Annotated in this window: 20 protein-coding genes and 1 pseudogene; 9 read left to right on the top strand and 12 right to left on the bottom strand. The window is 33.9% G+C overall.

Annotated elements, in window-relative coordinates; all coding sequences use genetic code 11:
- Positions 1-106 (top strand): annotated as a pseudogene (locus ACFX5E_RS16270) (IS30 family transposase); the annotation flags it as partial.
- Between the two features lie 37 nt (positions 107-143).
- On the opposite strand, the gene ACFX5E_RS14175 reads toward ACFX5E_RS16270, so the two are convergent.
- Both ACFX5E_RS14175 and holA read right to left on the bottom strand, forming a co-directional pair.
- A complete protein-coding gene (locus ACFX5E_RS14175) occupies positions 144-326 on the bottom strand; it encodes a CAL67264 family membrane protein (RefSeq protein WP_196851371.1) in 183 nt (60 codons plus the stop codon).
- A 77-nt stretch (positions 327-403) separates the two neighbouring features.
- Positions 404-1,408 (bottom strand): DNA polymerase III subunit delta, encoded by a 1,005-nt coding sequence (gene holA / locus ACFX5E_RS14170; RefSeq protein WP_379855813.1) that lies wholly within the window; start codon positions 1,406-1,408, stop codon positions 404-406.
- A 93-nt stretch (positions 1,409-1,501) separates the two neighbouring features.
- Here holA and ACFX5E_RS14165 point away from each other — a divergent pair, with 93 nt between their 5' ends.
- Genes ACFX5E_RS14165 through ACFX5E_RS14155 form a run of 3 tightly spaced genes read left to right on the top strand, consistent with a single transcriptional unit; the run spans position 1,502 to position 3,856 of the window.
- Positions 1,502-1,975 carry a type I restriction enzyme HsdR N-terminal domain-containing protein gene (locus tag ACFX5E_RS14165; protein WP_379855812.1) on the top strand — a complete coding sequence of 158 codons (474 nt, stop codon included), beginning with the start codon at positions 1,502-1,504 and terminating at the stop codon, positions 1,973-1,975.
- Entirely contained in the window at positions 1,972-2,988 is a 1,017-nt protein-coding gene (locus tag ACFX5E_RS14160; protein ID WP_379855811.1) for a glycosyltransferase family 2 protein, read from the top strand. The genes ACFX5E_RS14165 and ACFX5E_RS14160 overlap by 4 nt, the downstream gene beginning before the upstream one ends.
- Before the next feature lie 34 nt (positions 2,989-3,022).
- On the top strand, positions 3,023-3,856 hold the full coding sequence (locus tag ACFX5E_RS14155) for an OmpA/MotB family protein (RefSeq protein ID WP_379855810.1): 834 nt from the start codon (positions 3,023-3,025) through the stop codon (positions 3,854-3,856).
- 84 nt (positions 3,857-3,940) lie between these two features.
- On the opposite strand, the gene ACFX5E_RS14150 is transcribed toward ACFX5E_RS14155, so the two are convergent.
- From ACFX5E_RS14150 to ACFX5E_RS14140, 3 genes are all read right to left on the bottom strand, one after another.
- On the bottom strand, positions 3,941-4,561 hold the full coding sequence (locus tag ACFX5E_RS14150) for an L-threonylcarbamoyladenylate synthase (protein ID WP_379855809.1): 621 nt from the start codon (positions 4,559-4,561) through the stop codon (positions 3,941-3,943).
- Between the two features lie 113 nt (positions 4,562-4,674).
- Positions 4,675-7,011 carry an ATP-dependent helicase gene (locus ACFX5E_RS14145; protein ID WP_379855808.1) on the bottom strand — a complete coding sequence of 779 codons (2,337 nt, stop codon included), beginning with the start codon at positions 7,009-7,011 and terminating at the stop codon, positions 4,675-4,677.
- A 118-nt stretch (positions 7,012-7,129) separates the two neighbouring features.
- Positions 7,130-7,897 (bottom strand): sulfite exporter TauE/SafE family protein, encoded by a 768-nt coding sequence (locus ACFX5E_RS14140; protein ID WP_379855807.1) that lies wholly within the window; start codon positions 7,895-7,897, stop codon positions 7,130-7,132.
- Positions 7,898-8,029: 132 nt separating this feature from the next.
- Here ACFX5E_RS14140 and ACFX5E_RS14135 point away from each other — a divergent pair, with 132 nt between their 5' ends.
- Entirely contained in the window at positions 8,030-8,551 is a 522-nt protein-coding gene (locus tag ACFX5E_RS14135; RefSeq protein WP_379855806.1) for a DUF7935 family protein, read from the top strand.
- A 117-nt stretch (positions 8,552-8,668) separates the two neighbouring features.
- Here ACFX5E_RS14135 and ACFX5E_RS14130 read toward each other — a convergent pair whose 3' ends face one another.
- Both ACFX5E_RS14130 and ACFX5E_RS14125 read right to left on the bottom strand, forming a co-directional pair.
- Positions 8,669-10,732 (bottom strand): M1 family metallopeptidase, encoded by a 2,064-nt coding sequence (locus ACFX5E_RS14130; protein WP_379855805.1) that lies wholly within the window; start codon positions 10,730-10,732, stop codon positions 8,669-8,671.
- The gene (locus ACFX5E_RS14125) at positions 10,729-11,373 is read right to left on the bottom strand and encodes a transposase (protein ID WP_379855804.1); all 645 of its coding nucleotides are present in this window, start codon (positions 11,371-11,373) and stop codon (positions 10,729-10,731) included. Before ACFX5E_RS14125 ends, ACFX5E_RS14130 begins: the two co-directional genes overlap by 4 nt.
- Positions 11,374-11,470: 97 nt before the next feature.
- Between ACFX5E_RS14125 and ACFX5E_RS14120 the strand changes: the two genes are divergently transcribed.
- Positions 11,471-12,208 carry a Dph6-related ATP pyrophosphatase gene (locus ACFX5E_RS14120; protein WP_379855814.1) on the top strand — a complete coding sequence of 246 codons (738 nt, stop codon included), beginning with the start codon at positions 11,471-11,473 and terminating at the stop codon, positions 12,206-12,208.
- Between the two features lie 68 nt (positions 12,209-12,276).
- Here ACFX5E_RS14120 and ACFX5E_RS14115 read toward each other — a convergent pair whose 3' ends face one another.
- From ACFX5E_RS14115 to ACFX5E_RS14095, 5 genes are all read right to left on the bottom strand, one after another.
- Positions 12,277-13,761: an aminopeptidase P N-terminal domain-containing protein gene (locus ACFX5E_RS14115; protein WP_379855803.1), complete on the bottom strand. Its 1,485-nt coding sequence runs from the start codon at positions 13,759-13,761 to the stop codon at positions 12,277-12,279.
- 150 nt (positions 13,762-13,911) lie between these two features.
- Positions 13,912-14,334, bottom strand: a complete 423-nt coding sequence (locus ACFX5E_RS14110) for a hypothetical protein (RefSeq protein ID WP_379855802.1) — start codon at positions 14,332-14,334, stop codon at positions 13,912-13,914.
- A 58-nt stretch (positions 14,335-14,392) separates the two neighbouring features.
- On the bottom strand, positions 14,393-14,938 hold the full coding sequence (locus tag ACFX5E_RS14105) for a DUF1697 domain-containing protein (protein ID WP_379855801.1): 546 nt from the start codon (positions 14,936-14,938) through the stop codon (positions 14,393-14,395).
- 3 nt (positions 14,939-14,941) lie between these two features.
- A complete protein-coding gene (locus ACFX5E_RS14100; RefSeq protein WP_379855800.1) occupies positions 14,942-17,206 on the bottom strand; it encodes a tetratricopeptide repeat protein in 2,265 nt (754 codons plus the stop codon).
- Positions 17,199-18,383 (bottom strand): ATP-binding protein, encoded by a 1,185-nt coding sequence (locus tag ACFX5E_RS14095; protein WP_379855799.1) that lies wholly within the window; start codon positions 18,381-18,383, stop codon positions 17,199-17,201. Before ACFX5E_RS14095 ends, ACFX5E_RS14100 begins: the two co-directional genes overlap by 8 nt.
- Before the next feature lie 208 nt (positions 18,384-18,591).
- Between ACFX5E_RS14095 and recG the strand changes: the two genes are divergently transcribed.
- From recG to ACFX5E_RS14080, 3 genes are all read left to right on the top strand, one after another.
- Positions 18,592-20,724: an ATP-dependent DNA helicase RecG gene (recG, locus tag ACFX5E_RS14090; RefSeq protein WP_379855798.1), complete on the top strand. Its 2,133-nt coding sequence runs from the start codon at positions 18,592-18,594 to the stop codon at positions 20,722-20,724.
- Positions 20,725-21,067: 343 nt separating this feature from the next.
- On the top strand, positions 21,068-22,126 hold the full coding sequence (locus ACFX5E_RS14085) for an efflux RND transporter periplasmic adaptor subunit (RefSeq protein ID WP_379855797.1): 1,059 nt from the start codon (positions 21,068-21,070) through the stop codon (positions 22,124-22,126).
- 68 nt (positions 22,127-22,194) lie between these two features.
- On the top strand, positions 22,195-25,290 hold the full coding sequence (locus ACFX5E_RS14080; RefSeq protein WP_379855796.1) for an efflux RND transporter permease subunit: 3,096 nt from the start codon (positions 22,195-22,197) through the stop codon (positions 25,288-25,290).
- The last annotated feature ends 46 nt before the right edge of the window (positions 25,291-25,336 follow it).

Raw genomic sequence — 25,336 nt, 5'->3', positions numbered from 1 at the left:
GAAAATTATAGAAATACAAGAGAAATTAAACAATAGACCAAGAAAAAGATTTAATTTTGAAACACCTAATTATATGTTTAATCAAAAAGTTGCATTTATAACTTGAATCCTGCTATTATAAAATTCAATATTTACAATAACTTTTAAAGTCTTCCCTTAAGAGAACTAAATACCCAAGCATTAGCTAAAAATCCAACACCTACGGCGGCAAATCCCCATCCTGAAACATCACTGTATCGGAAAGCTCCTAATCCTATTAAGAGTAATCCCATCAGAATCATTATTAAAGTTGCCCATCCTAAAATAGTGTTTTTATTCATTCCCATAATTGTGGTATTTTATTTTTTAATCCTCGATTCCGAAGCCTCGGAACGGGACTGCAAATATCGGGATTTTTTACCCTTTAATTAAATATTTTATAAAGCATTTCTCTTAATAGATCCGATTGAGATAAGGCATTAGCACCAACACCTTTACTTTTGACGTCAATATCTCTTAAAGCTCCCACAATCTGGCTCACTTTTTTCATTGGATAATTCTTCAATGCCACATCATATTCTTTGAGGAAAAAAGGATTTACACCTAAAACTGCTGCCACATTTTTAGGATTTCTATCTTTCAAACCATGGTATTTCAACAACTGGATAAAGAAACCAAATACCAAACTCGTAGTCACGACCATTGGGTTATCTTTTGGATTTTGGGCGAAATTTTCGGCTATTGTATAGGCTTTCAATTGGTTGCGCTCTCCCAATGCTTTTCGCAATTCAAAGACATTAAAATCTTTACTAAAACCTATATTTTCCTCAATATGCTTAGGAGTTATTGTACTTCCGGCAGGCAGAATAATCTGTAATTTTTCGAGTTCATTGTTTATTTTACTCAAATCCGTTCCCAAAAATTCTACCAGCATTGCCGTGGCTTTAGGCTCTATTGCATATTTTTTACCAGCTAAAACACGTTTAATCCAATCCCCAACTTGGTTTTCGTACAGTTTTTTACTTTCGAAAACAACACCATTTTTAGCTAACAGTTTGGTTATTTTTTTTCGTTTATCCAACGTTTTGTATTTGTAACAAAAAACTAAAACCGTTGAAGGCATTGGATTTTCAGCATAACTTTCCAGTTTATCAATCGTCCGGATTAAATCCTGTGCTTCTTTTACAATTACCACCTGACGATCTGCCATCATAGGATAACGCTTGGCTGTTGATATAATGTCTTCTATAGAAACATCGCGGCCATATAAAACCGTTTGATTGAAACCTTTTTCCTCTTCGGTAAGGACATTTTTTTCAATGTAATCGGATAATTTGTCAATATAGTACGGCTCTTCACCCATCAAAAAATAGATTGGTTTGATGTTGCAGCTTTTTATATCATTTACAATTTTTAATACTTCGTCCATTTTCTTTTTTGTTTAAAGTCTAAAGTTTAAAGTTTGTTGAATCGTATGAAACTTTAAACCTTAAACTTTAAACTAAATAACTATTTTTGCTTAATGCAGCAATTAAATTTTCCCTCCTATACTTTCCGTTTCAAAAATAGCGAAAATAAAGTCTCCATTTTTGATGAAATCAGGAAAAAATTTATCATTCTCACACCCGAAGAATGGGTGCGTCAGCATGTTGTCCAATTTTTATTGGAAGAAAAAAAATATCCTAAATCATTAATAAATGTAGAAAAAGTTTTAATAGTCAACGGATTACGAAAACGATATGATGTTGTGGTTTTTAATTCTGATGGTTCTATTTTTGTTTTAATCGAATGCAAAGCCCCAACGATAAAAATAGCCCAAGCTACTTTTGACCAAATTGCCCGCTATAATATGACAATGAAGTCGCAATTTTTGATGGTCTCCAATGGTTTGAATCATTACTTTTGCCAAATGGATTTTGAGAATGAAAAATATCAGTTTCTAAAAGAATTGCCAGATTACACATTAATTAATCTAAAAACGGAACCTTCTGAATGAAAATAGCTGTTGTCATACTCAATTGGAACGGAGTACAATTATTGGAACAATTTTTACCGTCGGTAATAAAATACTCGCCTGAAGCCACTGTTCACCTAGCCGATAATGCTTCAACAGATGATTCCATTTCGTTTGTAATGGCTAATTTTTCTTCGGTTAAAATAGTGAAAAATGATTCTAATTTAGGTTTTGCCGGCGGATATAACGAAGCATTAAAACATATCAATGCCGAAATTTATGCTTTGGTAAACTCAGATATTGAAGTTACCGAAAATTGGTTGCAACCCATCATTAAAACTTTCGAAATCGAATCTCATACGGCTATTATCCAGCCTAAAATATTAGATTTTAAACGTAAAGAATACTTTGAATATGCTGGGGCTGCAGGTGGATTTATTGATAAATATGGTTACCCGTTTTGTAGAGGCCGCATTTTTGATACTTTGGAAAAAGATAGCGGACAATACAATGATAATAGGGAGATATTTTGGGCTTCGGGGGCTTGTTTTTTCATACGAAGTTCTGTTTATAACGAATTGAAAGGTTTTGATGCTGACTTTTTTGCGCATCAGGAAGAAATTGATTTATGTTGGCGCGCTTTCAACAAGGGATATACAATAAAATACATTTCGGAATCAGTGGTTTTTCATGTTGGTGGAGCTACTTTACAACAGGGGAATCCCAAAAAAACGTATTTGAACTTTAGAAATTCATTGTTAATGCTGACCAAAAATTTACCAGAAGATAGATTGTATTGGATTTTATTTTGCCGAATGGTGTTGGATGCAATTGCTGGATTACAATTTATTCTTCAAGGAAAATTCATGCATTTTATGGCAATATTAAAGGCACACGGTTCTTTTTACACTCTTTATTACGTTCATTACCAAAAAAGGGACAAATTTCAATCGGAAAAATACTATAATGAAAAAAGCATCGTTTATTTATACTTCATCAAAAAAGTCAAAATATTTAGTGATATATTTGGCATAGGAATAAATATTAAAAACTAAATTTGTAATTCACGTCTAATTAAATTAACATTTTATGAAAAGAATAGTAATAGCCTTATCCGTATTAGCACTTTTAACTTCTTGTGTTTCAAAAAAGAAATACACTGATTTAGAAGCCAGAAACAAAGAAACTCAAGATTTATTGAATACTTGTACCGTAAAATTAAATTCTTGCCTAGAAGAAAAAGCCGGACTTACTGCTACTGTAGCTGGTTTGAAAGAGCAAAATACCGGTTTGATAAGTACTTCTAAAGACATGACGATCTTGTCTACGAAAGGAGCTGAAAACATTGAAAAAGCTTTAGAATCTATCAAAGAGAAAGATTTGAAAATAAGCAGAATGCAAGACGCATTAACTAAAAAAGACAGTGTAACTCTTGCTGTTGTTACTAGTTTAAAAAGTGCTGTTGGAATTTCTGACCCAGATATCGAAATAAATGTTGAAAAAGGAGTGGTATTTATATCTATTGCAGACAAACTATTGTTTAAAACTGGAAGTTATGATGTAACTGACAGAGCAAAAGGTGTTTTGGCTAAAGTAGCTAAAGTGATAAATGACAAACCTGATTTTGAATGTATGGTTGAAGGACATACTGATAATGTTCCTTATAATGGTTCAGGAATTTTATTGGACAACTGGGATTTAAGTGTAAAACGTTCTACTTCAATCATTCGTGTGTTAACGAATCAACTAGGTGTTAAACCAGAACAATTAATTGCTGCAGGAAGAAGTTCATACATTCCTTTAGTAGCTAACGATTCTGCAGAAAACAGATCGCGTAACAGAAGAACTCGTATTGTTGTATTGCCTAAAATTGATCAATTCTATGAAATGATTGAAAAAGAAATGAAAAAACAACAAAAGTAATTAGATAGCAGTTTACATTGTTGAAACAAAAAACGTCTTGAGAAATCAAGACGTTTTTTTTATATGATTTTTACTGAATATAATCTAAAGAATATCTAAACTCCCTTTTCCTTCTCTGACAACTATAGGCTCATCTCCTGACAAATCGATAATCGTAGAACCTACATTATCTCCATAACCACCATCAATTACAATATCAACTAAGTTTTGCCATTTTTCGAAAATGAGTTCCGGATCTGTAGTGTATTCTATCACATCATCATCGTCACGAATCGAAGTAGAAATGATGGGATTTCCCAGTTGCTTAACAATTTCTAAAGCTATTGAATTATCGGGAACCCTAATTCCGACTGTTGTTTTCTTTTTAAACTCCTTAGGTAAGTTATTATTACCCGGTAAAATAAAAGTGTACGGACCAGGTAAAGCCCTTTTTAATATTTTGAAAGTTGCCGTATCAATTTGCCTTACGTAATCTGATAAATTACTTAAATCATGGCAAATGAAGGAGAAATTTGCTTTTTCCAGCTTAATTCCTTTGATTTTTGCTATTCGTTCCAAAGCTTTGGTATTCGTAATATCGCAACCTAATCCGTAAACAGTATCGGTTGGGTAAATCACTAATCCGCCATCTTTAAGAACCTTAACTACTTTGGCAATCGCCGCTTCGTTTGGTTTATCTTCGTATATTTTTATAAATTGAGCCATGAGATTGAAGATTTTTGATTAACTATTTTTGATTTCCTGATTTAAAAGTTTAGACATCTAGTTTTAGATTTACTTCAACTGTCACTGAACACTGAAAAACTGACGACTGGATACTATCCTATAATATCCAGTTTTGCAAATCGCAATAATAATTTCTTGATTCCGCCAACTTCAAACTTGATTTCTGCTTTTTTATCCGCACCAACGCCTTCCATATTAACAACTTCACCTTTTCCAAATCGTTCGTGCATAACAATATTTCCTGCAACCAGTTTGTTGTCAAATAAATTCGCACTTCCAGAAGAGGCTGCATTACTGGAAACCGGTTTCAATTTACGAACATTAATATCCGAATTAGTTTCATTAGTAACAATTGATTTTGGCGGTGTCCCTCCTATTGGTTTTGCCAAACGCAATTTGGATTTGTCCACATCACCAAAAATATCACTGTCAATCATCGGTTTATAACGGTAATTATTTTCAGGCGGTGTCATATATTCCAGATATTGACTGTCGATTTCCTCAATAAAACGGGAAGGTTCACTATCAGTCAATTTTCCCCAACGGTAACGCGATTGCGCATAGGTCAAATACGCTTGATGCTCCGCTCTTGTCAAAGCCACATAAAATAAACGACGTTCCTCTTCCAATTCACTTCTGGTACTCATACTCATCGCACTCGGAAACAAATCTTCTTCCATTCCTACCACGAAAACATGAGGAAATTCCAATCCTTTCGCCAAGTGAATCGTCATTAACGCTACACGATCTTCGTCACTTGTATCTTTATCTAAATCAGTTGCCAAAGCCACATCTTCCATAAACTCCGCTAATGCACCTCTAGCGCCATCAACTTCTTTTTGTCCTTCAGTGAAATCCTTGATACCGTTTAATAATTCTTCAATGTTTTGGATTTTAGCCATTCCCTCAGGAGTCGCATCTTTCTTTAATTCTTGTACCAATCCCGTTTTTTTGGCAACGTGATCCGCAAGATAAAAAGCATCCTGATTTTCATTTATAGCTTGAAAACTCTGAATCATCGTCACAAAATCAAGTAGTTTTTGTTTCGTTCCTGAGTTTAATTTTAAGTCAATTTTTTCTATATTCTGCATTACTTCAAATATCGAACGCTTGTAATGATTGGCGGCAATGGTTAATTTCTCGATTGTAGTATTCCCAATTCCACGAGCTGGATAATTGATTACGCGCACTAATGCTTCCTCATCTTTTGGATTGATAACTAATCGTAAATAACACAAAACATCCTTAACTTCTTTCCTTTGATAAAAAGAAAGTCCTCCATAAATTCGGTACGGAATATCTCTTTTTCGCAAGGCATCTTCCATAGCTCGAGATTGTGCATTGGTACGGTACAAAATAGCAAAAGCGCCATTAGGCAACTGGTTTTGCATTTTTTGCTCCCAAATCGTACTCGCAACAAATCGGCCTTCTTCGTTGTCCGTTAAACTGCGGTGCACTTTTATTTTTGGACCAAAATCATTGGCGGTCCAAACTATTTTATCCAGTTTTACTTTATTTTTATCGATGATGGTATTCGCCGCTTCCACAATATTTTTTGTCGAACGATAATTCTGTTCCAATCGAAAGGTTTTTACCCCTTCATAATCCTTCTGGAAATTCAGGATGTTGTTGATGTTTGCTCCACGAAATGCATAAATACTTTGTGCATCATCACCTACCACACAAATATTTTGAAATTTATCAGACAATGCTCTAACAATCAAGTACTGAGAGTGGTTCGTATCTTGGTACTCATCTACCAATATATATCTGAATCGGTTTTGGTACTTAGCCAAAACTTCTGGAAAACGAGTCAGCAACTCATTGGTTTTTAAAAGCAAGTCATCAAAATCCATTGCTCCCGCTTTGAAACATCGGTCTACATAGTTTTGATAAATTTCACCCATTCGAGGTTTTTTAGACATCGCATCGGCTTCTTGCAAATCGGGATCATTGAAATACGCTTTTACCGTAATTAAACTATTTTTGAAATTGGAAATCCTGCTTAAAACCTGTTTTGGTTTGTATACATCTCTGTCCAACTGCATTTCTTTGATAATCCCAGAAATGGCACGAAGTGAATCTTGGGAATCATATATGGTAAAATTCGAAGGATAACCTAAATGTTCCGCTTCTGAACGAAGAATTCGGGCAAAAACCGAGTGAAAAGTTCCCATCCAAAGGTTTTTGGCCTCACCGGCTCCAACAATATCAGAGATACGTTTTTTCATTTCTCGCGCTGCTTTGTTGGTAAAAGTCAAAGACAGAATGCTAAATGCATCCACTCCCTGATTCATCAAATAAGCAATTCTAATTGTCAACACCCGCGTTTTACCGGAACCTGCTCCTGCAATAATGATCATAGGACCGTCTTTTTGTAGAACCGGTTCGCGCTGCGCTTCGTTAAGTTGATCGATATATTTATGCATGGAAATTTTTAAATTATATTATGCAAAAATAGCGATTTTGAATGAGGTTTTGAGTACCAAAAAGCAACAATTGGCTAATTCATTTTGCTATTAATTTTAATAAGACATTCTGTATTTATTATTTGAAAAACACATCATAGGCAAAACGAATTAACGTACCGATTACAACCACTAAAAAGAAAATCCGAATGAAACTATTTCCTTTATTGATGGCTAATTTTGCGCCAATCCATCCTCCAAAAGCATTACTGGCCGCCATTGGGATCGCTATTGCCCAAATAATTTTACCTTTTAAAATAAAAAGGCAAATAGATCCAAAATTAGTCGACAGGTTCACCATTTTAGCATTTGCGGAAGCGTGCAGAAAATCAAATCCCATGATTGCGATAAACGCTACGACTAGAAAGCTACCAGTTCCTGGACCAATAAATCCATCGTACAAGCCCACTACAAAACTGATTGCAATCGCATTCAGGATTTGTGTTCTGGGAGAATGAGTCTTTTCAATATGTTGCCCAAAATTTTTCTTTGCATAGGTATAAACTACTAAAAACGAAAGAACAACTAGTAATAATGGTTTCATGAAATCATTACTCACATACGTCAATAATGTAGAACCTAAAAATGCAGAAGGAAAAGCCAAAAGCATCATGATTCCCAGCAACTTCCAGTTCATATCAACCTTTTTAAGATATTGATAGGCAGCAAAAGAAGTACCACTAAAAGCAGGAACTTTCAAGGTTCCAATTACTGTTGAAACGGGTAAATTAGGCAATAATATCAAGCCCATAGGCGTTTGTATCAGTCCGCCGCCGCCTACAATAGCATCAATAAATCCCGCAGCAAAAGCAGCTAAACAAAGTAAAACCAATACGTATGTTTCCATTCTAATAATAGATATTAAATATTCAGGTACAAATGGTAAAAATACTATTCGAATTGATTTATTGCTAATAAAATGAAGTTGATTTGTAGTCAAAAAAGTATATTTTTGCTTTTAATAAATCTTAAAAGAAAAATGGAATCATTACCAATCATAGAATTACTAAGTTATACTTTACCAGCAGTTGTCACAGGACTTGTTGCCTATTATTTTTTTGATCTCCATACCAAAAACGAAGAAGGAAGACGCCGTTATTTGTTAAACAAAGAGGCTCAAAAAAACGCTTTGCCCTTACGCTTGCAAGCATTTGAGCGTATGACATTGTATATGGAACGTATCAATCCAACAAAATTATTGATTCGAATAGCGCCTCTTTCACAGGATAAAAATGATTATGAAAACTTAATAATCGCACAAATCGAACAGGAATTTGAACATAATTTGACGCAACAAATATACATGTCAGAGGAATGCTGGACGATTATTGTGACAGCCAAAAATGCTACCATTCAAATGATTCGTAAAGCAAATATGAACGACCGTGTAGATAGCGCTGATAAATTACGTGAAGTGCTTTTGAATGATTTAATGGAAAAACAATCTCCAAGTAATGCTGCTTTGGCTTATATCAAAAACGAAGTGGGACAATTGTGGTAGAAAATTTATTGTATTTCCTATAATGAACTTACATGGCTTATATGTTAATAAATTTAACCTTATAAGTCATATCAGTTCTTTTCAAAAAAAAAGAGCACAAAATTCCATTTTTAATTGCTACTCTTGCAACAACCGATTCAGTTGAAATTGCTCCGTTTCATTTAAATTTGGTAGAATCCTTTCGAAGGAAACTCTCATTTCCTTATTTTTCAGCAGTTTTCTGATATTGTCTCTTCCAAATTTCGAAAATTGCCACATGTGATGCGTGGTTGCGCTGACCAAATTTTTCAAAACAATATCGTTAATTATATTAAAAGCCAATAATTTCTCTAAGGAATTTTGTATTGTATTCGCCTCATAATTAGTTGAAGAATAATTTATTAATTCCTTTACCAATGCTTCTTTATCCACAGCATAACCAGAGGTAGATAACGCCAGAGATAACCAGAGTGTTCTTAAATTATAATCATTGAAACCTTGCCAATCTTTTGATTTATCCAAATATTCAGAGCGTTGTTCAGAAAAATTATTCCACAAATTATATAACGCTGTTTCTTGTGTCTGATACGATTTATCATCTACTAAAGTTTCATATTCCATTCTGAAACTTTCCGGTATTTCATTTACTGTTGCCGCAACTATTTGGCGAACTTGTACATTTTTAGTAGCCAAAGCCAAGCTTAAAAGCGCTGATTTATCTTGAAAATCTTCTTCTTTTAATTGATTGACAATTGCTTCTTTCACTGAAAAACAAACATCAGACTGTAGCGTTTTCGTGAAAAAATATTCTTTCTCAGATAACGGTTTATTTTTTAATTTTTCTACTTCAAACAGTACTTGAATCGATTTATTTTTATTTAATAAAGTGTTAGCATGTTGTGTATTAAAAATAGCTGTCTCAAGCCATACTTCACTAAAATTATTTAAATCATAATCAGATACTTTCTTGATTTCATTAAAGAAATCTTGCGTATTTACGGTTTGAAACGAATGTTTTTTCAAATAAGACTTTACCGCTTTTTTAAATGCCTTGTCACCTATTGCTTCGTGTAAAACAAACAATGCCCAAGCGCCTTTTTGATAGAAAGTCAACGAACTCGCTTTGGCATTCAAAACTGGAATCGTATCTGTTCTGGAAGCAAATTTCAATTGTTGCGCCGATTCATATAATTTGGAATAAAAATAATCTTCGCCATAAATTTCCCTCTCAGCCAGCAATGCATAATAAGTCGCAAATCCTTCCTGGAGCCAATGATGCTTGCTGCTTTCGGCAGTGACGAGATTTCCAAACCACTGATGCGCCAATTCATGCGCGTTGACATTGGTATAGCTTCGGTCCTCAAAACCTTTATTATCCACCACATAACGCGTATTGAAAAGCGTTGCCGATGTGTTTTCCATTCCTGCGTATAAAAATTCTCGGACGGGAGCTTGTTTATAAATTCCCCAAGGATACTTCACTCCTATTTCTTTTTCTAAAAAATCAAACATTCTTTTTGAATAGCGATACGTGGGTTCAAACTTAGATTTGTCTTTAGGTTCATAGTACATTTCTAATGGAATTCCCGAGTTTGATTGCTGTGTTTGTTTTTCAAATTTCCCAATGGCAAGCATTAGTAAATACGAACTCATTGGTTTTTGCATGTTGAATCTCCAAAACGTCATCGAATCGTTATTTACCTTGCTTTTTAAAATTCCGTTCGAAATTACTTGGTATTTTGAATCAACAACTACTTCTAGACTAAAGATTACTTTCTCTTTTACATCATCAAAGCTTGGAAGCCAATTGCTGGTGTTTTTTCCTTGTCCCTGTGTCCAGATTTGTACATTATCATTCGCTTCAGAACCAACAAAATACATCGCTTGCTTAGGTTTAGCAACATAATTAAAACTAATGTTATTGGTCCCTTTTTTGAAGGACGAAATCAATACAATTTGTTTTCCATCAGTAGTAAATTGGATTTCTTTCTGATTCAATTCTACATCGGTAAAATTCATATTTTGAGCATCGATTTTAATGGTATCTACGGGTAGTAATACATCAAACCAATAACTAACCGCCCCTTTAACCGATTTATCTTGAGGATTTATTGTTATCTGTCCACGAACCGATTTAAAATCAACAGATTTGGTTTGTTGCGCAAATGTTATGGCTGTGAGTAAGAGGAAAATGTATTTCATTCTTTTGAATATATGGAATCTGTATTCCAATTTTTTGGATTATTTTTTATGTAATTATATATTTTATCGAATGAATTATAATTTCTGACGATATGATCGTGATAATTTGATTGCCAAATTGTGTTTACGATTAATCGTTCCGGTTCTTCGGTAGAGATGCACTGCAGTGAGTCTCTACGTTCTGTACCATAATCCATCAATAAATTTATTTGTTTGGTTGTAACCGATTTAAAAATCGCAACAAACGAAGAAATGGATTTAGGTTTTCGAGATAATTTGAACGATTTTGATTCTGATTTCAATTCCAATTGTAGAGACGCACTGCAGTGCGTCTCTACATTGTGCGTCTCTAAAGACGAGATGGAATTATCCTTTTTTATTTCAATCAACAAATGAATATGATTGGGCATAATGACCCAATTATGAAAAAACCAGCGTTCTCTAATTGCTATTGATTTACGCAATTCTTTTTCTATGATTTTTCCATTATCGTTTAATACCATATTGTCATCATCAATGGTTCCAAAAACATATTCTCTATTTTGTGTAACCAAAGTTATAAAATAGATAGCTTCACTGGAATAATCCCGATTTTTTAATCTATTCGATTCTATATGATATTTATTTTTAAATAATGGCATTTAAAATTATTACATGATTTCCAAAGTTACAAAGGTTTCCATAACTAATCCGACTAATTTTGTAAGTTTACCTCCAGAAATTCACAAGAAAATTACATTGAAAAAGAAAGCCCTTTTTAATTGGAGCAGCGGAAAAGATTCTGCGCTGGCCTTATATAAAACCTTACAAAATCCAGAAATTGAAGTTGACTGTTTGCTCACCAAAGTAAACCAACAATATCAGCGTATTTCTATGCATGGCGTTCGGGTAGAATTATTGGAACAACAAGCCCAAAATTTGGGATTACCGCTTGAAATTATGCAAATTCCCGAAATGCCTACGATGGAAGTCTATGAAAAAGTCATGCGGGAAACATTGGCAAAACTAAAAGATCAAGGTGTAACGCATTCTATTTTTGGAGATATATTTCTGGAAGATTTACGTAAATATAGGGAAGACAAATTAGCTGAAATTGGTTTTGAAGGTGTCTTTCCGCTTTGGAATATCCCAACTCACGAACTCATTCAGGAATTTATTTCTTTAGGATTTAAAACGATTGTGGTTTGTGTAAACGAACGCTTTTTAGACAAAAGTTTTGTTGGAAGAATTATCGACCAGGATTTCATCAACGATTTACCCGAAAATGTAGATGTTTGTGGGGAAAACGGAGAATTTCACACCTTTACTTTTGACGGACCCATTTTTTCTAAACCCATAGATTTTGAAATTGGCGAAATCGTTTATAGAAAATACGAAAAACCAAAAGAAGACGATTCCTCAAATACCGCTTGCGACACAAGTGCTTCCGATACCTTTGATTTTGGGTTTTGGTATTGTGATTTAGTAGCTAAATAATTCAATAAAAAACTCCGAAGTCATGAGACAACGGAGTTATATTTTTTTAGATAATCCTCAAGATGGTTCTAATCCAATTTTGGTAAATTAAAAGTATCAAAAACACTTTTTTCTTTCATAAGTGCTTCAATTTCATTTGATTTTCTTGGTGCTTCCCCAGATAAATTCACTGGACCATTAACCGTTACCAAAATATCATCTTCGATTCGTATAGCGATTCCCCACCATTTTTTATCACAATCGCTTCCATTTGGGATGTAAATTCCAGGTTCTACTGTAACAACCATATTTGCTTCAAAATTGTTGTATAAACCCGGATCATGAACGTCTAAACCGATGTGGTGTGAAGTACCATGCGGGAAATATTTTCGTGAATCATCCGTAGTTTTAGTAATTCCTAATTTCATCAAACCATCACTGATTATTTTACGTGCTGAATCATCATTAGCACTAAAGCTATTTCCTATTTTGGCAGTGGCAATTCCTGCTTCTTGAGCATCATAAACTAAATCATATATTAACTTTTGCTCTGGGGAAAATTTCCCATTAGCAGGAATAGTACGAGTTACATCGGCAGTATAGCCATGGTATTCAGCGCCTAAATCCATCAAAACCAAGTCATTTTCCACTTTCATTTTGCTGTTTTCTATATAGTGCAAAACACATCCATTATTTCCGGCTCCAACGATGGACGGATAGCCTTCAAACTCACTTCCATATTTTTTATATACAAACTCATGTACACCTTGTATCTCCGTTTCAGACATTCCAGGATGCATCGCTTTCATGATTTCACGTTGCCCCATTGCCGAAATCCGGACTGCTTTGGTAAGTAAAACCATTTCTTCTTTGGATTTTTTCTCACGCAAACTCGCCATAAATGTTGTAATCGATTTAGTATCGATAACTGTTTTTTTTGAAGTAATACCTTTTTTAGTATTAATTTCATTTTGCAAATTAGAATCGGTCTGTTTTTCAGTTTTTACATCATACCCTATTTGAGTTTTAAAAGCTTCAATTAATTTATACAGGTCGGCTTTATCACGTTTTGAATTTTTGTTGTCTCCTTCAAATTCTTTAAAGAGTACATTATTAAAACTCCTAAAGTCAATTCCGGAGTTCAGAAAAGCTGCTCCATTCAAAGCATTTTCAAAACCTAACTCTTTTTTCGCACCTTCGGTTCCTAAACGCACACCAGTCCATTGCTCTGCTTTCGGATTTTTTTCTTGAACGTAAAGCATTTCGTTATAGCTTTTTCCTTCTTTATCCGTTTGATTATTCGAAAAAACAACCAATACACAATTCGGCTCTTTGTATCCTGTTAAATAATAAAAATCAGGATCTTGATGATACACATAATCCACATCATTGGCGCGGTTCCGAACAGGATTCCCAAAAAATACCGCCACACTATTCAGAGGCATTTTAGCACGCAAAGCTGCTCTTCGCTCCATGTGAAATTGAGCCGATAAGTAATCATTTGGATTTCCGTTTTGCGCTATTGAAGAACAAATAAAAAGAACGGTAAGGAGGAAAGAAAGTCTAAAAGTCATCTATTTACAGGTTAGAATTAAAATACTAAGCATAATGCTGCTAGTTAATTATTAAGAGTAAATATAATTAATTTTGTATTTACCATCCAACTTTTTCGTCAGACGATTATTTTTGGTTTTAGTATTCCGTCCTATTATGTGACCGATATTTTATTTTTTATATTCCAGTCCAGGACCATCGCAGTTTTTCCAAGTACTTGACAAAGTATTGTTGGCAGTTAAATAAAGTTCCTCTTTAAGATTTCCATAACAGCTTCCTATAAGTTCGCTGTCATTGGGATACACTAATTCAAAATAAATTGCGTCCGAATTATTTTCAGTGGTGTAGGTTCCGGAAATAGTAGTTTTAATCCCATTTCGATTTCTGGTTTTTGTAAATGTTCCGTTAGTATTGAACAAATAAAATTCTTGCCATTCCATTGCTGCACCCGTAGTTTCCGAATTAGCCATTGAACCTGACATTTTTACCAAAGTCCATTTTCCGTAATATCCTGTACTATCTATTGGTACAGCATCCTTTGAACAGGAATTAAAAAAAGTAAGGAAAGCAATAAGAATAATAAGATGTTTCATGGGGGTATTTTTTACAAAACTGAATTGGCGTTATTTATCGATAGTTTTTTATAACTCTTTATCTCTCCTCATACATTTTCAACAACTGCGTTACTGTATTCCAGTTTCGGATAGTTGCGGTAACGTTTAGTTTTTTTTCGATGTATTTTTGATCAAATCTGGTTTTTCCGGCTCCAACAGCGTATTTAATAAAAATTCTGATGCCGTCAATGCTGGCTTCATCCGGTTTGAACTGACTAATTCTCAAATCGTTCATACTGGTACTTTGCAATGTGGTCGAAATAAACGCAACATATAACTTTTTTGTATCAATATCCTTTTCCTTCAAAAAAGGATTGTTCTTGAAACACGCTTCTAAATCCGCAGGACCAATAACCACGACAGGCACTTCATGACCAAAAGCCTTGAAAATTTCCTGCTTAATTTTGAAACCAACAGCAGCAGCATTTTCTTCTTCGGTATCCACAAAAACATTTCCTGATTGAATATACGTTTGCACATTTTGAAAACCAATAGCTTCCAAAGTCGTTTTTAGCGCCTCCATTTTTATCATACTATGACCGGAAACATTAATGCCGCGTAGCAATGCGAGATGAGTTGTCATTTTTTAGGTGTTTTTAGTATTTGTTTGATAACCATAAAATTCTTGTCTTTCATTTATTTCTAAAATAACTTGATCTATTGTAGATTGAATTTCTGGCGGAATCTTTAATTCTAAATTTTCTTCCTTTGAATTATTTAGTAATAAAGTTACATAATATAATACTGAATATTTATCTTGTAATTCTTCACCTATTTTCTCGTTTAAGAAAAGTTTTAAAACTAACATTTTTTGGTGGTGAATTAGCAAACCCGTCAAAAATGCATCTAAATCTAAAGTCTCATTTGATTCTAAATTTCCACTTATTATGCTAATAATTCTAAGCTCAATATCATCAAAAATTCCATTCCAAACTGAAATTAAAATCTCAAGGTAAATTGATTTACTATCAGGACTTAATTGATTGAATTTTTTAATATTTTGTAGTGATTCAACCTTTTTAGTATTTTGATTTAAATATAAAATTGCAATATTGTTGTGAGCCATAATAATTCCTTTATCTATTGCTTCAAGATAATATTTTTTTGATTTTTCATTTTCATTCATATCAGAATACATTGATGCCAGATTATTTAATGAATTCTTATCACCAACTTTAATTGCTTTTAAAAAATATTTTTCTGCTAATTTATATTTTTTAAGACTTTCATATAAAAAACCTAAATTATATAACGAATTTATTTGCCCATTCTTAATAGCTAACAAAAGATATTTTTCACAATTTTTATAATCCTTTTTATAAAAATAAATATCAGTTAATAATACATATTTTTCACCGTCTTTCTCATTTTCAATTTCCTCCACTAATTTTAGTGCTTTTTCAAATTTATTTTTATCTATTAATTGAAAAACTTCTTGTTCAATTATACTGTATTTTTTAGGTAATTCTAACAAACTTTTATTAGTCTTTTTACCGTTTAAATTCTCTGTTAATTCAATTATTGTATCACGTTCTAATGTAGAAATATATTTGCATTGACACAATGCTTTTGAAAAAACAAGTGCTTGATTAAAACCTAATTTATTGTCTTTTAAGTTATGAATATGCTCATCTGTGAGTTTTTTAAAATCATTCGCATCATACCAATTCTCTAAAAAAATGCTCAACCATTTGGCTTTTCGTTTTTGTTCTGGATTCCCTTGTGTAATTATCAACCACATATTAAAGAATCGTTCTGAAATTCTATAAAGGTGGTTCCTTTTTGAAGTTTCTAATTTATCTACAATTCCTTTATCAATAAGCGTTTTTAGATTAGCAGAAATTAATTTACTTTCCATTCTGCATTTTTCAACTAATTGTTTGGTAGTGCAAGCTTCCCAAATAAAAGCCATTTCAGAAATTATTTTTCGAAGTTGTGGCGGTAAGTAATTCAATCTTTCTTGATATAATGGCGTTACATTATCCATCACTTTTCGTAAATAATCATAACCATACAATTGTGGGTTCTGTAATAACATCTGAATAAATAGTTGCAAAGTTCTTGGTAATCCATCTGTTAGAATTCTAATGTTTTCAATTTTACCACGGTTGCTTTTTACAAAATCTTTCAATTCTGGAATTTGTAAAGTTTCACTCCAATGGTTAATTAACATATTAATCTCATCAGAACTTAACGCTTCTAAACGATGCCTTCTGAAGAACTCATAAAAAGGTTTGTCGTATTGCCAAAAATGCTCATCCATTCTAGTACTTCCAGCAACAATTTCAATATCATTAAAATTAATTAATGTTTCACGCAGCAAATTCCCATCATCTGTAAAATTCTCTACAATTCTATCAAAATTATCTAAAAGAAGAACAATCCGTTTTTTCTCTTTTAAGCAGATTTCATGAATAACTTGATATAAATATCTTGTAAATTCTTGCTCTAACTTAAATTCTTTATAATCTTTTAGTTTTATTTCTAAATTTAATTTAGAAATTAGTTCTTCAATAACTTCTTCCCACAAATCAAACAATCGATAAATTCCTGCTTGTTCTTCGGCTAAATTTACTGCAATATATTTTGAGCTAAATTCAGGGGTTTCTTCAATTTCAATTTGAATTCTTTTCAATAAAGTAGATTTTCCGCTTCCACGTCTTCCTAAAATTAATTCGTGTTGCAATGGATCTTTTTCATTTTTATCTTTCAAAGAGTTTATAATTAATTCAAACTCGTTTCCTCTAATTATAAAATTTTTCTTAATTGATTCATTATCACTATTGGCAGCTTGATACAAATTGAGTTGCTCAATAAACCATTTTCCTTTATTATTGCTTTGATTATCCATTGTAAATTGGGTTATTACGTTTCCAAAATTCTTTCAAAAAGGGAGATATAAAAATATACTTTTTATCGTTTTCTATAATATAACCATCTTGTTCTAAGTCACTAATAAAATCCATATAGTCAGAAGTTTTATTATGCTTATTGGCTTTGTCATAAATTGTTTGTATTGTAATATACTCCTTGTGAGCAATGTGAATAAGTATTTCATTTACAAACATAAAATTGTCATTTGTCAAATAATCTGACAATCTTTTTTTCCAATCCTTAAAATGATCGTTATTTTTAATAACCATTTCAAAAGCATCGTCAACATTTCGATTTGATATTTCAGGATTGTTGCTTCGTTTCGCTGTTTTATCAATCTCACTTAAAAGTATATTTATAAAGTAGGGTACAAAATATTGTATTTTATTAAGAAAATATTCTTTTATTTCATCATTATATTTCACTGTCGCTTCCCTTGTTGCCCAATCAATATATTCATTTGGCTGCCTTCCATTTAACGGATTACAATATACTTTCCTTAAGTCATTCAAATCTGAATTCCTGCCTTCAATTGTATTTACTACGTAATGAATTCCTATCGAACCCGCTAATACAAATTGCAATTTTTTAAATCGTGTGTCCTGTCTCCACCTTCTCAAATTTTTTAAAATTGAAATTGCCTGTTCTTTCTTATTACTTTTATAAAGATTGTGCAAAACTTCTGGAAGTTCGTCTATTAACAAAATAATGGTTTCACAATCAGCACCTAATTGAGGTATAATTTTATTTATTTCTTCTAAATAATCTATTTTTTGATCTGATATTTTAAAACTACCTGTAATATCAACTTCACTAATTGATTTTGATTTTAAATACTTTAAAAACCAATTTTTTATTTTTTTACTATCACTCAAAAAACCCAAAATAAGTTTATAAATCATCTTATAAAAATCGTCTTCTGAGTTTATTCCCTGAATATTTTCAAATATTAATTTATAATTTTCTTTAGGGTTTTCGACCATAAATTTCATTACGGATGTTTTCCCTACCCTTCTTGGTGCTGCAATTAAAACAAAATTACCTTTTTCTAATTCTTCCCAAATATCTTCTACAATTTCCAACCTATGATAATAATAATCACCTGTTGCAACAGGGCCAATTATTATTTTAGGGCTAATCCATTTATTTATCATTTGACAATTATTTTGCTGTTAAACTTATTTGACAACAAACTTACTGTTAAATTATTTCAACAGCAAATTTATTGTCAAAAAAAACCAACAATTTCAAATTCCAAATTTCCAAACAAAAAACTATCTTCGCTCCATCAAATTAAAAATCCGTTTTAATCCGCAATTTTGCTTTTGCAAATCCGTTTTATCCGTGTCCAAAAAAATATAAATGAGCAACCTCCTACTTACTCCCATAGAATTCCTCAAAGGCGTTGGTCCCAATCGGGGCGAATTGCTGCGTAAGGAATTGGGAATTTATAAGTACGTTGATTTGGTTAATTTTTTCCCCAACAGATACATTGACAGAACGCGGTATTATAAGATTAATGAACTGCAGAATAATATTGCCGAGGTTCAGATTATCGGTAAAATCATCAACATCAAAACCGTTGAATTTGGCAGAAACCAAAAACGTTTGGTCGCTACTTTTGTGGATGATACTGGACAAATGGAACTCGTTTGGTTTCAAGGCCACAAATGGATCCGGGAGAGTTTAAAACTCAATGAAATGTGTGTGATTTTCGGGAAATGCACGTCTTTTGGGAATGCATTCAATATGGCGCATCCTGAAATTGAGTTGATGAGCGAGCACGAACAAAGTCTGCGTTCGGCTATGCAACCCGTTTATCCTTCGACAGAAACCTTGACCAATCGCGGGATTTCAAACCGAGTGATTAATAAACTGATGCAACAATTGTTTCTGGAAACGCAAACCTTGTTTACCGAAACTTTGCCGGATTATTTAATCAACGAATTGAAGCTGATTCCTAAAAAAGCAGCTTTATTCAACATTCACTTTCCAAAAAGCACTGAAGTTTTGGCGAAAGCCAAATTCCGATTAATTTTCGAAGAATTGTTCTTTATTCAGTTGCAATTAATCACAAAAAATCTGATTAGGAAACATAAGATAAAAGGACATCCGTTTGATAAAGTAGGAGAATATTTTAATGATTTTTATTTGAATCATTTGCCTTTTCAACTGACCAACGCCCAAAAAAGAGTTATCAAAGAAATACGAACGGACATGGGCAGCAACGCCCAAATGAACCGATTGTTACAAGGCGATGTAGGTTCCGGGAAAACTATTGTGGCTTTTATGAGCATGCTTTTGGCACTCGATAATGGCTTCCAAGCCTGCTTGATGGCACCTACGGAAATCCTCGCCAATCAGCATTTTATTGGTTTATCAGAATTAGCCGAAACTTTAAATATCAATATCAGAATATTAACGGGTTCCACCAAAATAGCGCAGCGAAGAATTATCCATGAAGAACTGGAAAACGGAACGTTACATATACTTATCGGAACGCATGCTTTACTGGAAGACAAAGTAAAATTCAAGAATTTAGGACTAGCTGTTATTGATGAACAACACCGTTTTGGAGTAGAACAACGCTCTAAATTGTGGCGAAAATCCACCCCTGACCCCTCCAAGGGAGGGGAAATAATTCCGCCACACGTTTTGGTGATGACCGCCACCCCTATTCCGAGAACTTTGGCGATGAGTTTGTATGGCGATTTAGACATTTCTGTAATTGATGAATTACCTCCGGGACGAAAACCAATTCAGACTGTTCACCGTTTTGACAGCAATCGTTTGAAGGTTTGGAAATTCCTGCGGGACGAAATCGCTTTGGGTCGCCAAATCTATATTGTTTATCCGTTAATCCACGAATCGGAGAAAATGGATTTCAAGGATTTAATGGATGGTTACGAGAGTATTTCAAGAGATTTTCCTTTGCCGCAGTATTCCATTTCCATACTTCACGGAAAAATGAAACCGGCGGACAAAGATGCGGAAATGAAGCGCTTTTCAGAAGGAAAAACCAATATTATGGTGGCCACAACCGTAATTGAAGTCGGCGTGAATGTTCCCAACGCCAGCGTGATGATTATCGAAAGTGCGGAACGTTTTGGATTATCGCAACTGCATCAGCTTCGCGGTCGTGTGGGTCGTGGTGCAGAGCAAAGTTATTGCATCCTGATGACGAGTCACAAGTTGAGTTCCGACAGTAAAACCCGCATGGAAACAATGGTAAAAACCAATGATGGTTTCGAAATTGCCGAAGTCGACCTTAAGCTTCGTGGTCCGGGTGATTTAATGGGAACACAACAAAGTGGCGTGCTCAATCTTCAAATTGCAGATTTGGTTCGAGATAGAGACACTTTGGCATTAGCCAGAAATTATGCTTTGAAATTACTCAAGGAAGATTCGGGAATGCAAAAACCGGAACATTCTAATTTGCGAGCTGTTTTTATCGAAATGACCAAGAAGAAAAACATCTGGAATTATATTAGCTAATCACCTCTAGTTTTTTAAACCATATAAGAACTTTAAGTTCATACTAGTTTTCATTAATAAAACAGGCTTATAAGTATAAATCAATTCAGCAGTTCCTCTTCCATGAATAAATTCTCAAAAAAAATACTTTTTATTTTCAATCTCAGATTAAACCATTTCCGTTTTAATCAGTCTTACATGGATAGTGTTATGGATATTTGATCCGATTTATGTGCGAATATTTTCTTAATATTAATATTTGTACGTACAAACGTTAAAAAAAAATCAACAAATCCACTAATCCCAATTCTATAACCTAAATTTGTTTTTAACTGAAATTTAACCCTACTTTAGACTCTATAATATGAAAATAAAATACCTAGTTTACACCTTATTAATAGCCGGCATCGTTGGTTTTGTTGCTTATCGAATTTCAGCTAACAGTGCTAAAAATGCCGATTCTAAAGAAAAAGACGGAAAAAGCAAGCCAATGAGTGTAAATGGAATTATTGTACAGCCGCAAACTTTTGATAACAACCTATCGCTTTCCGGTTCGATCGAAGCCAATGAACAGGTAGAAATTAGAAGTGAAGTCTCAGGGATTGTTGAAGGCATTTATTTTCAGGAAGGAAGTAATGTCAGTAAAGGCCAAGTGCTTTTTAAAGTAAATGATCTAGAGTTAAGAGCACAATTGAGACAAACAGATACCAAAGAAGGTTTAGCCTCAGAAAATGAAAGAAGAGCTAAACTTTTATTGCAAAAAGAAGCCATCAGCCGAGAAGAATATGATATAGCAAGAGCAGATTTGAAATCGGCACAAGCACAAAGCCAGCTGATTAAAGCACAAATTGCTAAAACATCCATAAGAGCGCCGTTTTCAGGAAAAATAGGATTGCGTTCTATCTCGCCTGGAACATATATTACTCCAGCTATTTTAGTTGCCAAATTGGTCAATACCGGCAAACTAAAAATCACTTTTTCAATTCCTGAGAAATATGCTAATCAAGTAAGAACTAATACTGTTTTAACCTTTACAGTTGCCGGTTCTACGGAAAAATATACGGCTAAAGTATATGCAATTGAACCTGGAGTTGAAGTAGCGACCAGAACCTTACAAGTTCGCGCAATTGCAGAAAATAGAGATGGTAAATTATTACCCGGCACATTTGCTAATGTTGAATTGCCTTTGGATATTATTAGGGATGCAATTGTAGTACCAACCGAAGCAATTATTCCGGTACAAAACGGGAAAAAAGTTTTTATTTCTTCCAATGGTCAAGCCAAAGAAGTGATGGTAGAAACGGCCACCAGAACTGATGCTTCAATTTTAATTCTTTCTGGTTTGAAAGCAGGCGATACCGTTTTAACGAGCGGAGTAATGGCTTTAAAAGATGAAACGCCTGTTAAAGTGAAAGTAAAATAGATTTCAGAGATCAGATTCTCAATCGTAATCTCAATTCTTAAATCGGAAATCAATAATCTAAAATCTACATGAGTTTATCTACTTTAAGCATAAAAAGACCCGTATTTACTATTGTTATTAATTTAGCAATCGTATTATTCGGAATTATTGGCTATACGTATCTTGGCGTAAGAGAATTTCCTTCGATAGATCCTGCTCAAATTTCAATTCGAACCAATTATACCGGAGCAAATGCAGATATTATCGAATCACAAATCACGGAACCTCTTGAAAAAGCAATCAATTCAATTGACGGGATCCGGAATGTAACTTCATCAAGTGCGCAGGGAAGTAGCAATATTACAATTGAATTTAACCTGGATAAAAATCTGGAAGAAGCCGCAAACGATGTGCGTGATAAAGTTTCGCAAGCCGTTCGAAATTTGCCGCAAGATATTGATGCGCCGCCGGTAGTTTCGAAGGCTGATGCCAACGGTGATGCTATTATTTCGATGACGGTGCAAAGCGATTCCAGAGATGCATTAGCACTAAGTGACTATGCCGAAAACGTAATTGCGCAACGATTAGAAACGATTCCAGGCGTAAGCGGTGTCCAAATTTGGGGACAAAAAAGATATGCCATGCGGTTGTGGATTGACCCTGTAAAATTAGCGTCTTATGGATGCACGGTTTCAGAAGTTCGTGCAGCGCTGATCAAACAAAATGTGGAATTGCCTTCCGGTAAATTGACAGGAGCCAATACGGAATTGACAGTAAAAACAGTTGGAAATCTTTCTACAGCTGAAGAGTTCAACAATATCATTATCCGTTCTGAAGGAGAAAAAATAGTTCGATTAAGCGATATTGGAACGGCAAGTATTGGTCCTGAAAATCCAGAAACAAAAATGACCCAATCCGGAACACCATTAGTTGGTGTGGCCATTGTTCCTCTTCCCGGTGCTAATTATTTAGATATTTCAAAAGCATTTTATAAAGAATTTGGAAAATTAAAAAAAGATTTACCTAAAGATATCAAGTTAAACATTGCGATAGATAATACCATATTTGTAAAAAAATCAGTTATTGAAGTAGCTGAAACATTGGGGATTTCGATCATTCTGGTTATTTTAATTATCTATTTATTCTTTAGGGATTGGGCCATTGCTTTTAGACCTTTAATCGATATTCCGGTTTCCTTGATTGCTACCTTCTTTATCATGTGGCTTTTTGGTTTTTCGATAAATGTCTTGACTTTATTGGCAATTGTTCTTGCTACAGGACTTGTAGTCGATGACGGAATTGTAGTCACCGAGAATATTTTCAAAAAAGTAGAAGAAGGAATGTCACCAATTGAAGCCGCAATTAAGGGTTCTAATGAGATATTTTTTGCTGTAATTTCGATTTCGATCACCTTGGCAGCGGTATTTTTACCGGTAATTTTTCTTGAAGGATTTGTCGGCCGACTCTTTAGGGAATTTGGCGTCGTCATTGGTGCGGCGGTATTAATATCCGCTTTAGTTTCCTTGACCTTAACACCTATGTTAAATGCCTATTTGATGAAAGGCGGAGAGCAAAAAAAATCGAAGTTTTATATTAAAACAGAACCTTATTTTCAAAAACTAAACAATGGTTATGCAGAGGCCTTAGGGCGTTTCATGAAGAAAAAATGGTTGAGTTTTCCTATTTTGATTGCCTGTTTTGGTTTGATTTATTTATTTTTTAATTTAATTCAAAAAGAAACGGCACCTTACGATGACCGAAGCGGGTTTGTAATGCGTATGACGACACCCGAAGGTTCCTCCTATGAATACACCGATCGTTTCATGCAAGAAATATCTAAATTAGTAGATGATTCCATTCCAGGGAAAAAAGTCAGTTTGGTCATCACTTCTCCCGGTTTTGGGTCTTCTTCCGTAAATAGCGGTTTTATTCGAGTATCCTTGGTTGAACCAAATGAAAGAAAAGATTCTCAAAAAGAAATTGCTGATAAACTAACCAAGTGGACCAAGAAATATCCAGATGCAAAAACATCAGTAATCGAACAGCCTACAATAGCTGTAAACAGACGTGGTGGTTTGCCTATTCAATACATTATTCAAGCTCCCAACTTTGAGAAATTGCGTGAAAAAATTCCTTTGTTTATGGATGAAGTGGGAAAAAACGAAACTTTTGCTGTTAGTGATGTCAATTTAAAATTCAACAAACCGGAAATCAACGTAACTATTGATCGTGAAAAAGCGGAAAGCTTAGGGATTTCCGTTATAGATATTGCCCAAACTTTGCAGCTATCATTAAGCGGACAGCGATTTGGTTATTTTATGAGAAATGGGAAACAATATCAGGTTATTGGACAATTTGATCAAAAAGACCGTTCTAAACCGCTCGATTTAACCTCTATGTTTGTCAAGAATAATAAAGGTGAATTGATTCAAATGGATAATGTTGTTACCATTGAGGAGAAAAGTAATCCTCCACAATTGTATCATAATAACAGATATATGTCGGCAACGGTTTCTGCAGGACTTGCTCCAGGCAAAAGTATCAGCGATGGAATTGATGCGATGAATGAAATAAAAGCTAAAGTTTTAGATGATACTTTTACAACGGATTTAGGTGGAGAATCCAGGGATTTTGTGGAGAGCAGTTCAAATACTTCATTTGCATTCGGCTTGGCTTTACTGCTGATATTTTTGATTTTGGCAGCCCAATTTGAAAGTTTTATCGATCCGTTCATTATTATTTTAACAGTGCCAATGGCTGTCGCCGGAGCCTTATTCTCGTTATGGTTGTTTGACCAGACTTGGAATATTTTTAGCCAAATTGGAACTGTAATGTTAATTGGTTTGGTAACCAAAAACGGAATCCTGATTGTCGAGTTTGCGAACCAGCTGCGGGAACAAGGCAAACCAAAATTAGAAGCCATATTAGAAGCTTCTGAAGCGAGATTACGCCCAATTTTAATGACAAGTTTGGCTATTTCATTAGGCGCATTACCTATTGCGATGTCACTTGGAGCGGCTTCAACCAGTAGAATTGGAATGGGAGTTGTAATTGTAGGAGGAACTATTTTCTCTTTGGTTTTAACTTTATTTGTAATTCCTGCTATGTATTTAATGTGGTCTAAAGCCAGAAAACACTATCCTGAATTTGATCATATTGAAGAATATGAAAAAGATTTCAACTAATTTTAATGGAATGTTGATGATTCGGATTATATAGATGTAAAGAAAC

The organism is Flavobacterium xylosi, from assembly GCF_042787345.1.
GTDB lineage: Bacteria > Bacteroidota > Bacteroidia > Flavobacteriales > Flavobacteriaceae > Flavobacterium > Flavobacterium xylosi.
The sequence above is the reverse complement of the archived record's forward strand: the minus strand, read 5'-3'. Positions and strand labels throughout refer to the sequence as shown.

Coding starts and splice junctions, on each gene's coding strand:
- ACFX5E_RS14175 (WP_196851371.1), bottom strand. CDS start 326: ATGGGAATGAATAAAAACACTATTTTAGGATGGGCAACTTTAATAATG.
- ACFX5E_RS14150 (WP_379855809.1), bottom strand. CDS start 4,561: ATGGCTCAATTTATAAAAATATACGAAGATAAACCAAACGAAGCGGCG.
- holA (WP_379855813.1), bottom strand. CDS start 1,408: ATGGACGAAGTATTAAAAATTGTAAATGATATAAAAAGCTGCAACATC.
- ACFX5E_RS14135 (WP_379855806.1), top strand. CDS start 8,030: ATGGAATCATTACCAATCATAGAATTACTAAGTTATACTTTACCAGCA.
- recG (WP_379855798.1), top strand. CDS start 18,592: ATGAGCAACCTCCTACTTACTCCCATAGAATTCCTCAAAGGCGTTGGT.
- ACFX5E_RS14145 (WP_379855808.1), bottom strand. CDS start 7,011: ATGCATAAATATATCGATCAACTTAACGAAGCGCAGCGCGAACCGGTT.
- ACFX5E_RS14140 (WP_379855807.1), bottom strand. CDS start 7,897: ATGGAAACATACGTATTGGTTTTACTTTGTTTAGCTGCTTTTGCTGCG.
- ACFX5E_RS14100 (WP_379855800.1), bottom strand. CDS start 17,206: ATGGATAATCAAAGCAATAATAAAGGAAAATGGTTTATTGAGCAACTC.
- ACFX5E_RS14130 (WP_379855805.1), bottom strand. CDS start 10,732: ATGAAATACATTTTCCTCTTACTCACAGCCATAACATTTGCGCAACAA.
- ACFX5E_RS14115 (WP_379855803.1), bottom strand. CDS start 13,761: ATGACTTTTAGACTTTCTTTCCTCCTTACCGTTCTTTTTATTTGTTCT.
- ACFX5E_RS14110 (WP_379855802.1), bottom strand. CDS start 14,334: ATGAAACATCTTATTATTCTTATTGCTTTCCTTACTTTTTTTAATTCC.
- ACFX5E_RS14095 (WP_379855799.1), bottom strand. CDS start 18,383: ATGATAAATAAATGGATTAGCCCTAAAATAATAATTGGCCCTGTTGCA.
- ACFX5E_RS14165 (WP_379855812.1), top strand. CDS start 1,502: ATGCAGCAATTAAATTTTCCCTCCTATACTTTCCGTTTCAAAAATAGC.
- ACFX5E_RS14080 (WP_379855796.1), top strand. CDS start 22,195: ATGAGTTTATCTACTTTAAGCATAAAAAGACCCGTATTTACTATTGTT.
- ACFX5E_RS14085 (WP_379855797.1), top strand. CDS start 21,068: ATGAAAATAAAATACCTAGTTTACACCTTATTAATAGCCGGCATCGTT.
- ACFX5E_RS14160 (WP_379855811.1), top strand. CDS start 1,972: ATGAAAATAGCTGTTGTCATACTCAATTGGAACGGAGTACAATTATTG.
- ACFX5E_RS14155 (WP_379855810.1), top strand. CDS start 3,023: ATGAAAAGAATAGTAATAGCCTTATCCGTATTAGCACTTTTAACTTCT.
- ACFX5E_RS14125 (WP_379855804.1), bottom strand. CDS start 11,373: ATGCCATTATTTAAAAATAAATATCATATAGAATCGAATAGATTAAAA.
- ACFX5E_RS14105 (WP_379855801.1), bottom strand. CDS start 14,938: ATGACAACTCATCTCGCATTGCTACGCGGCATTAATGTTTCCGGTCAT.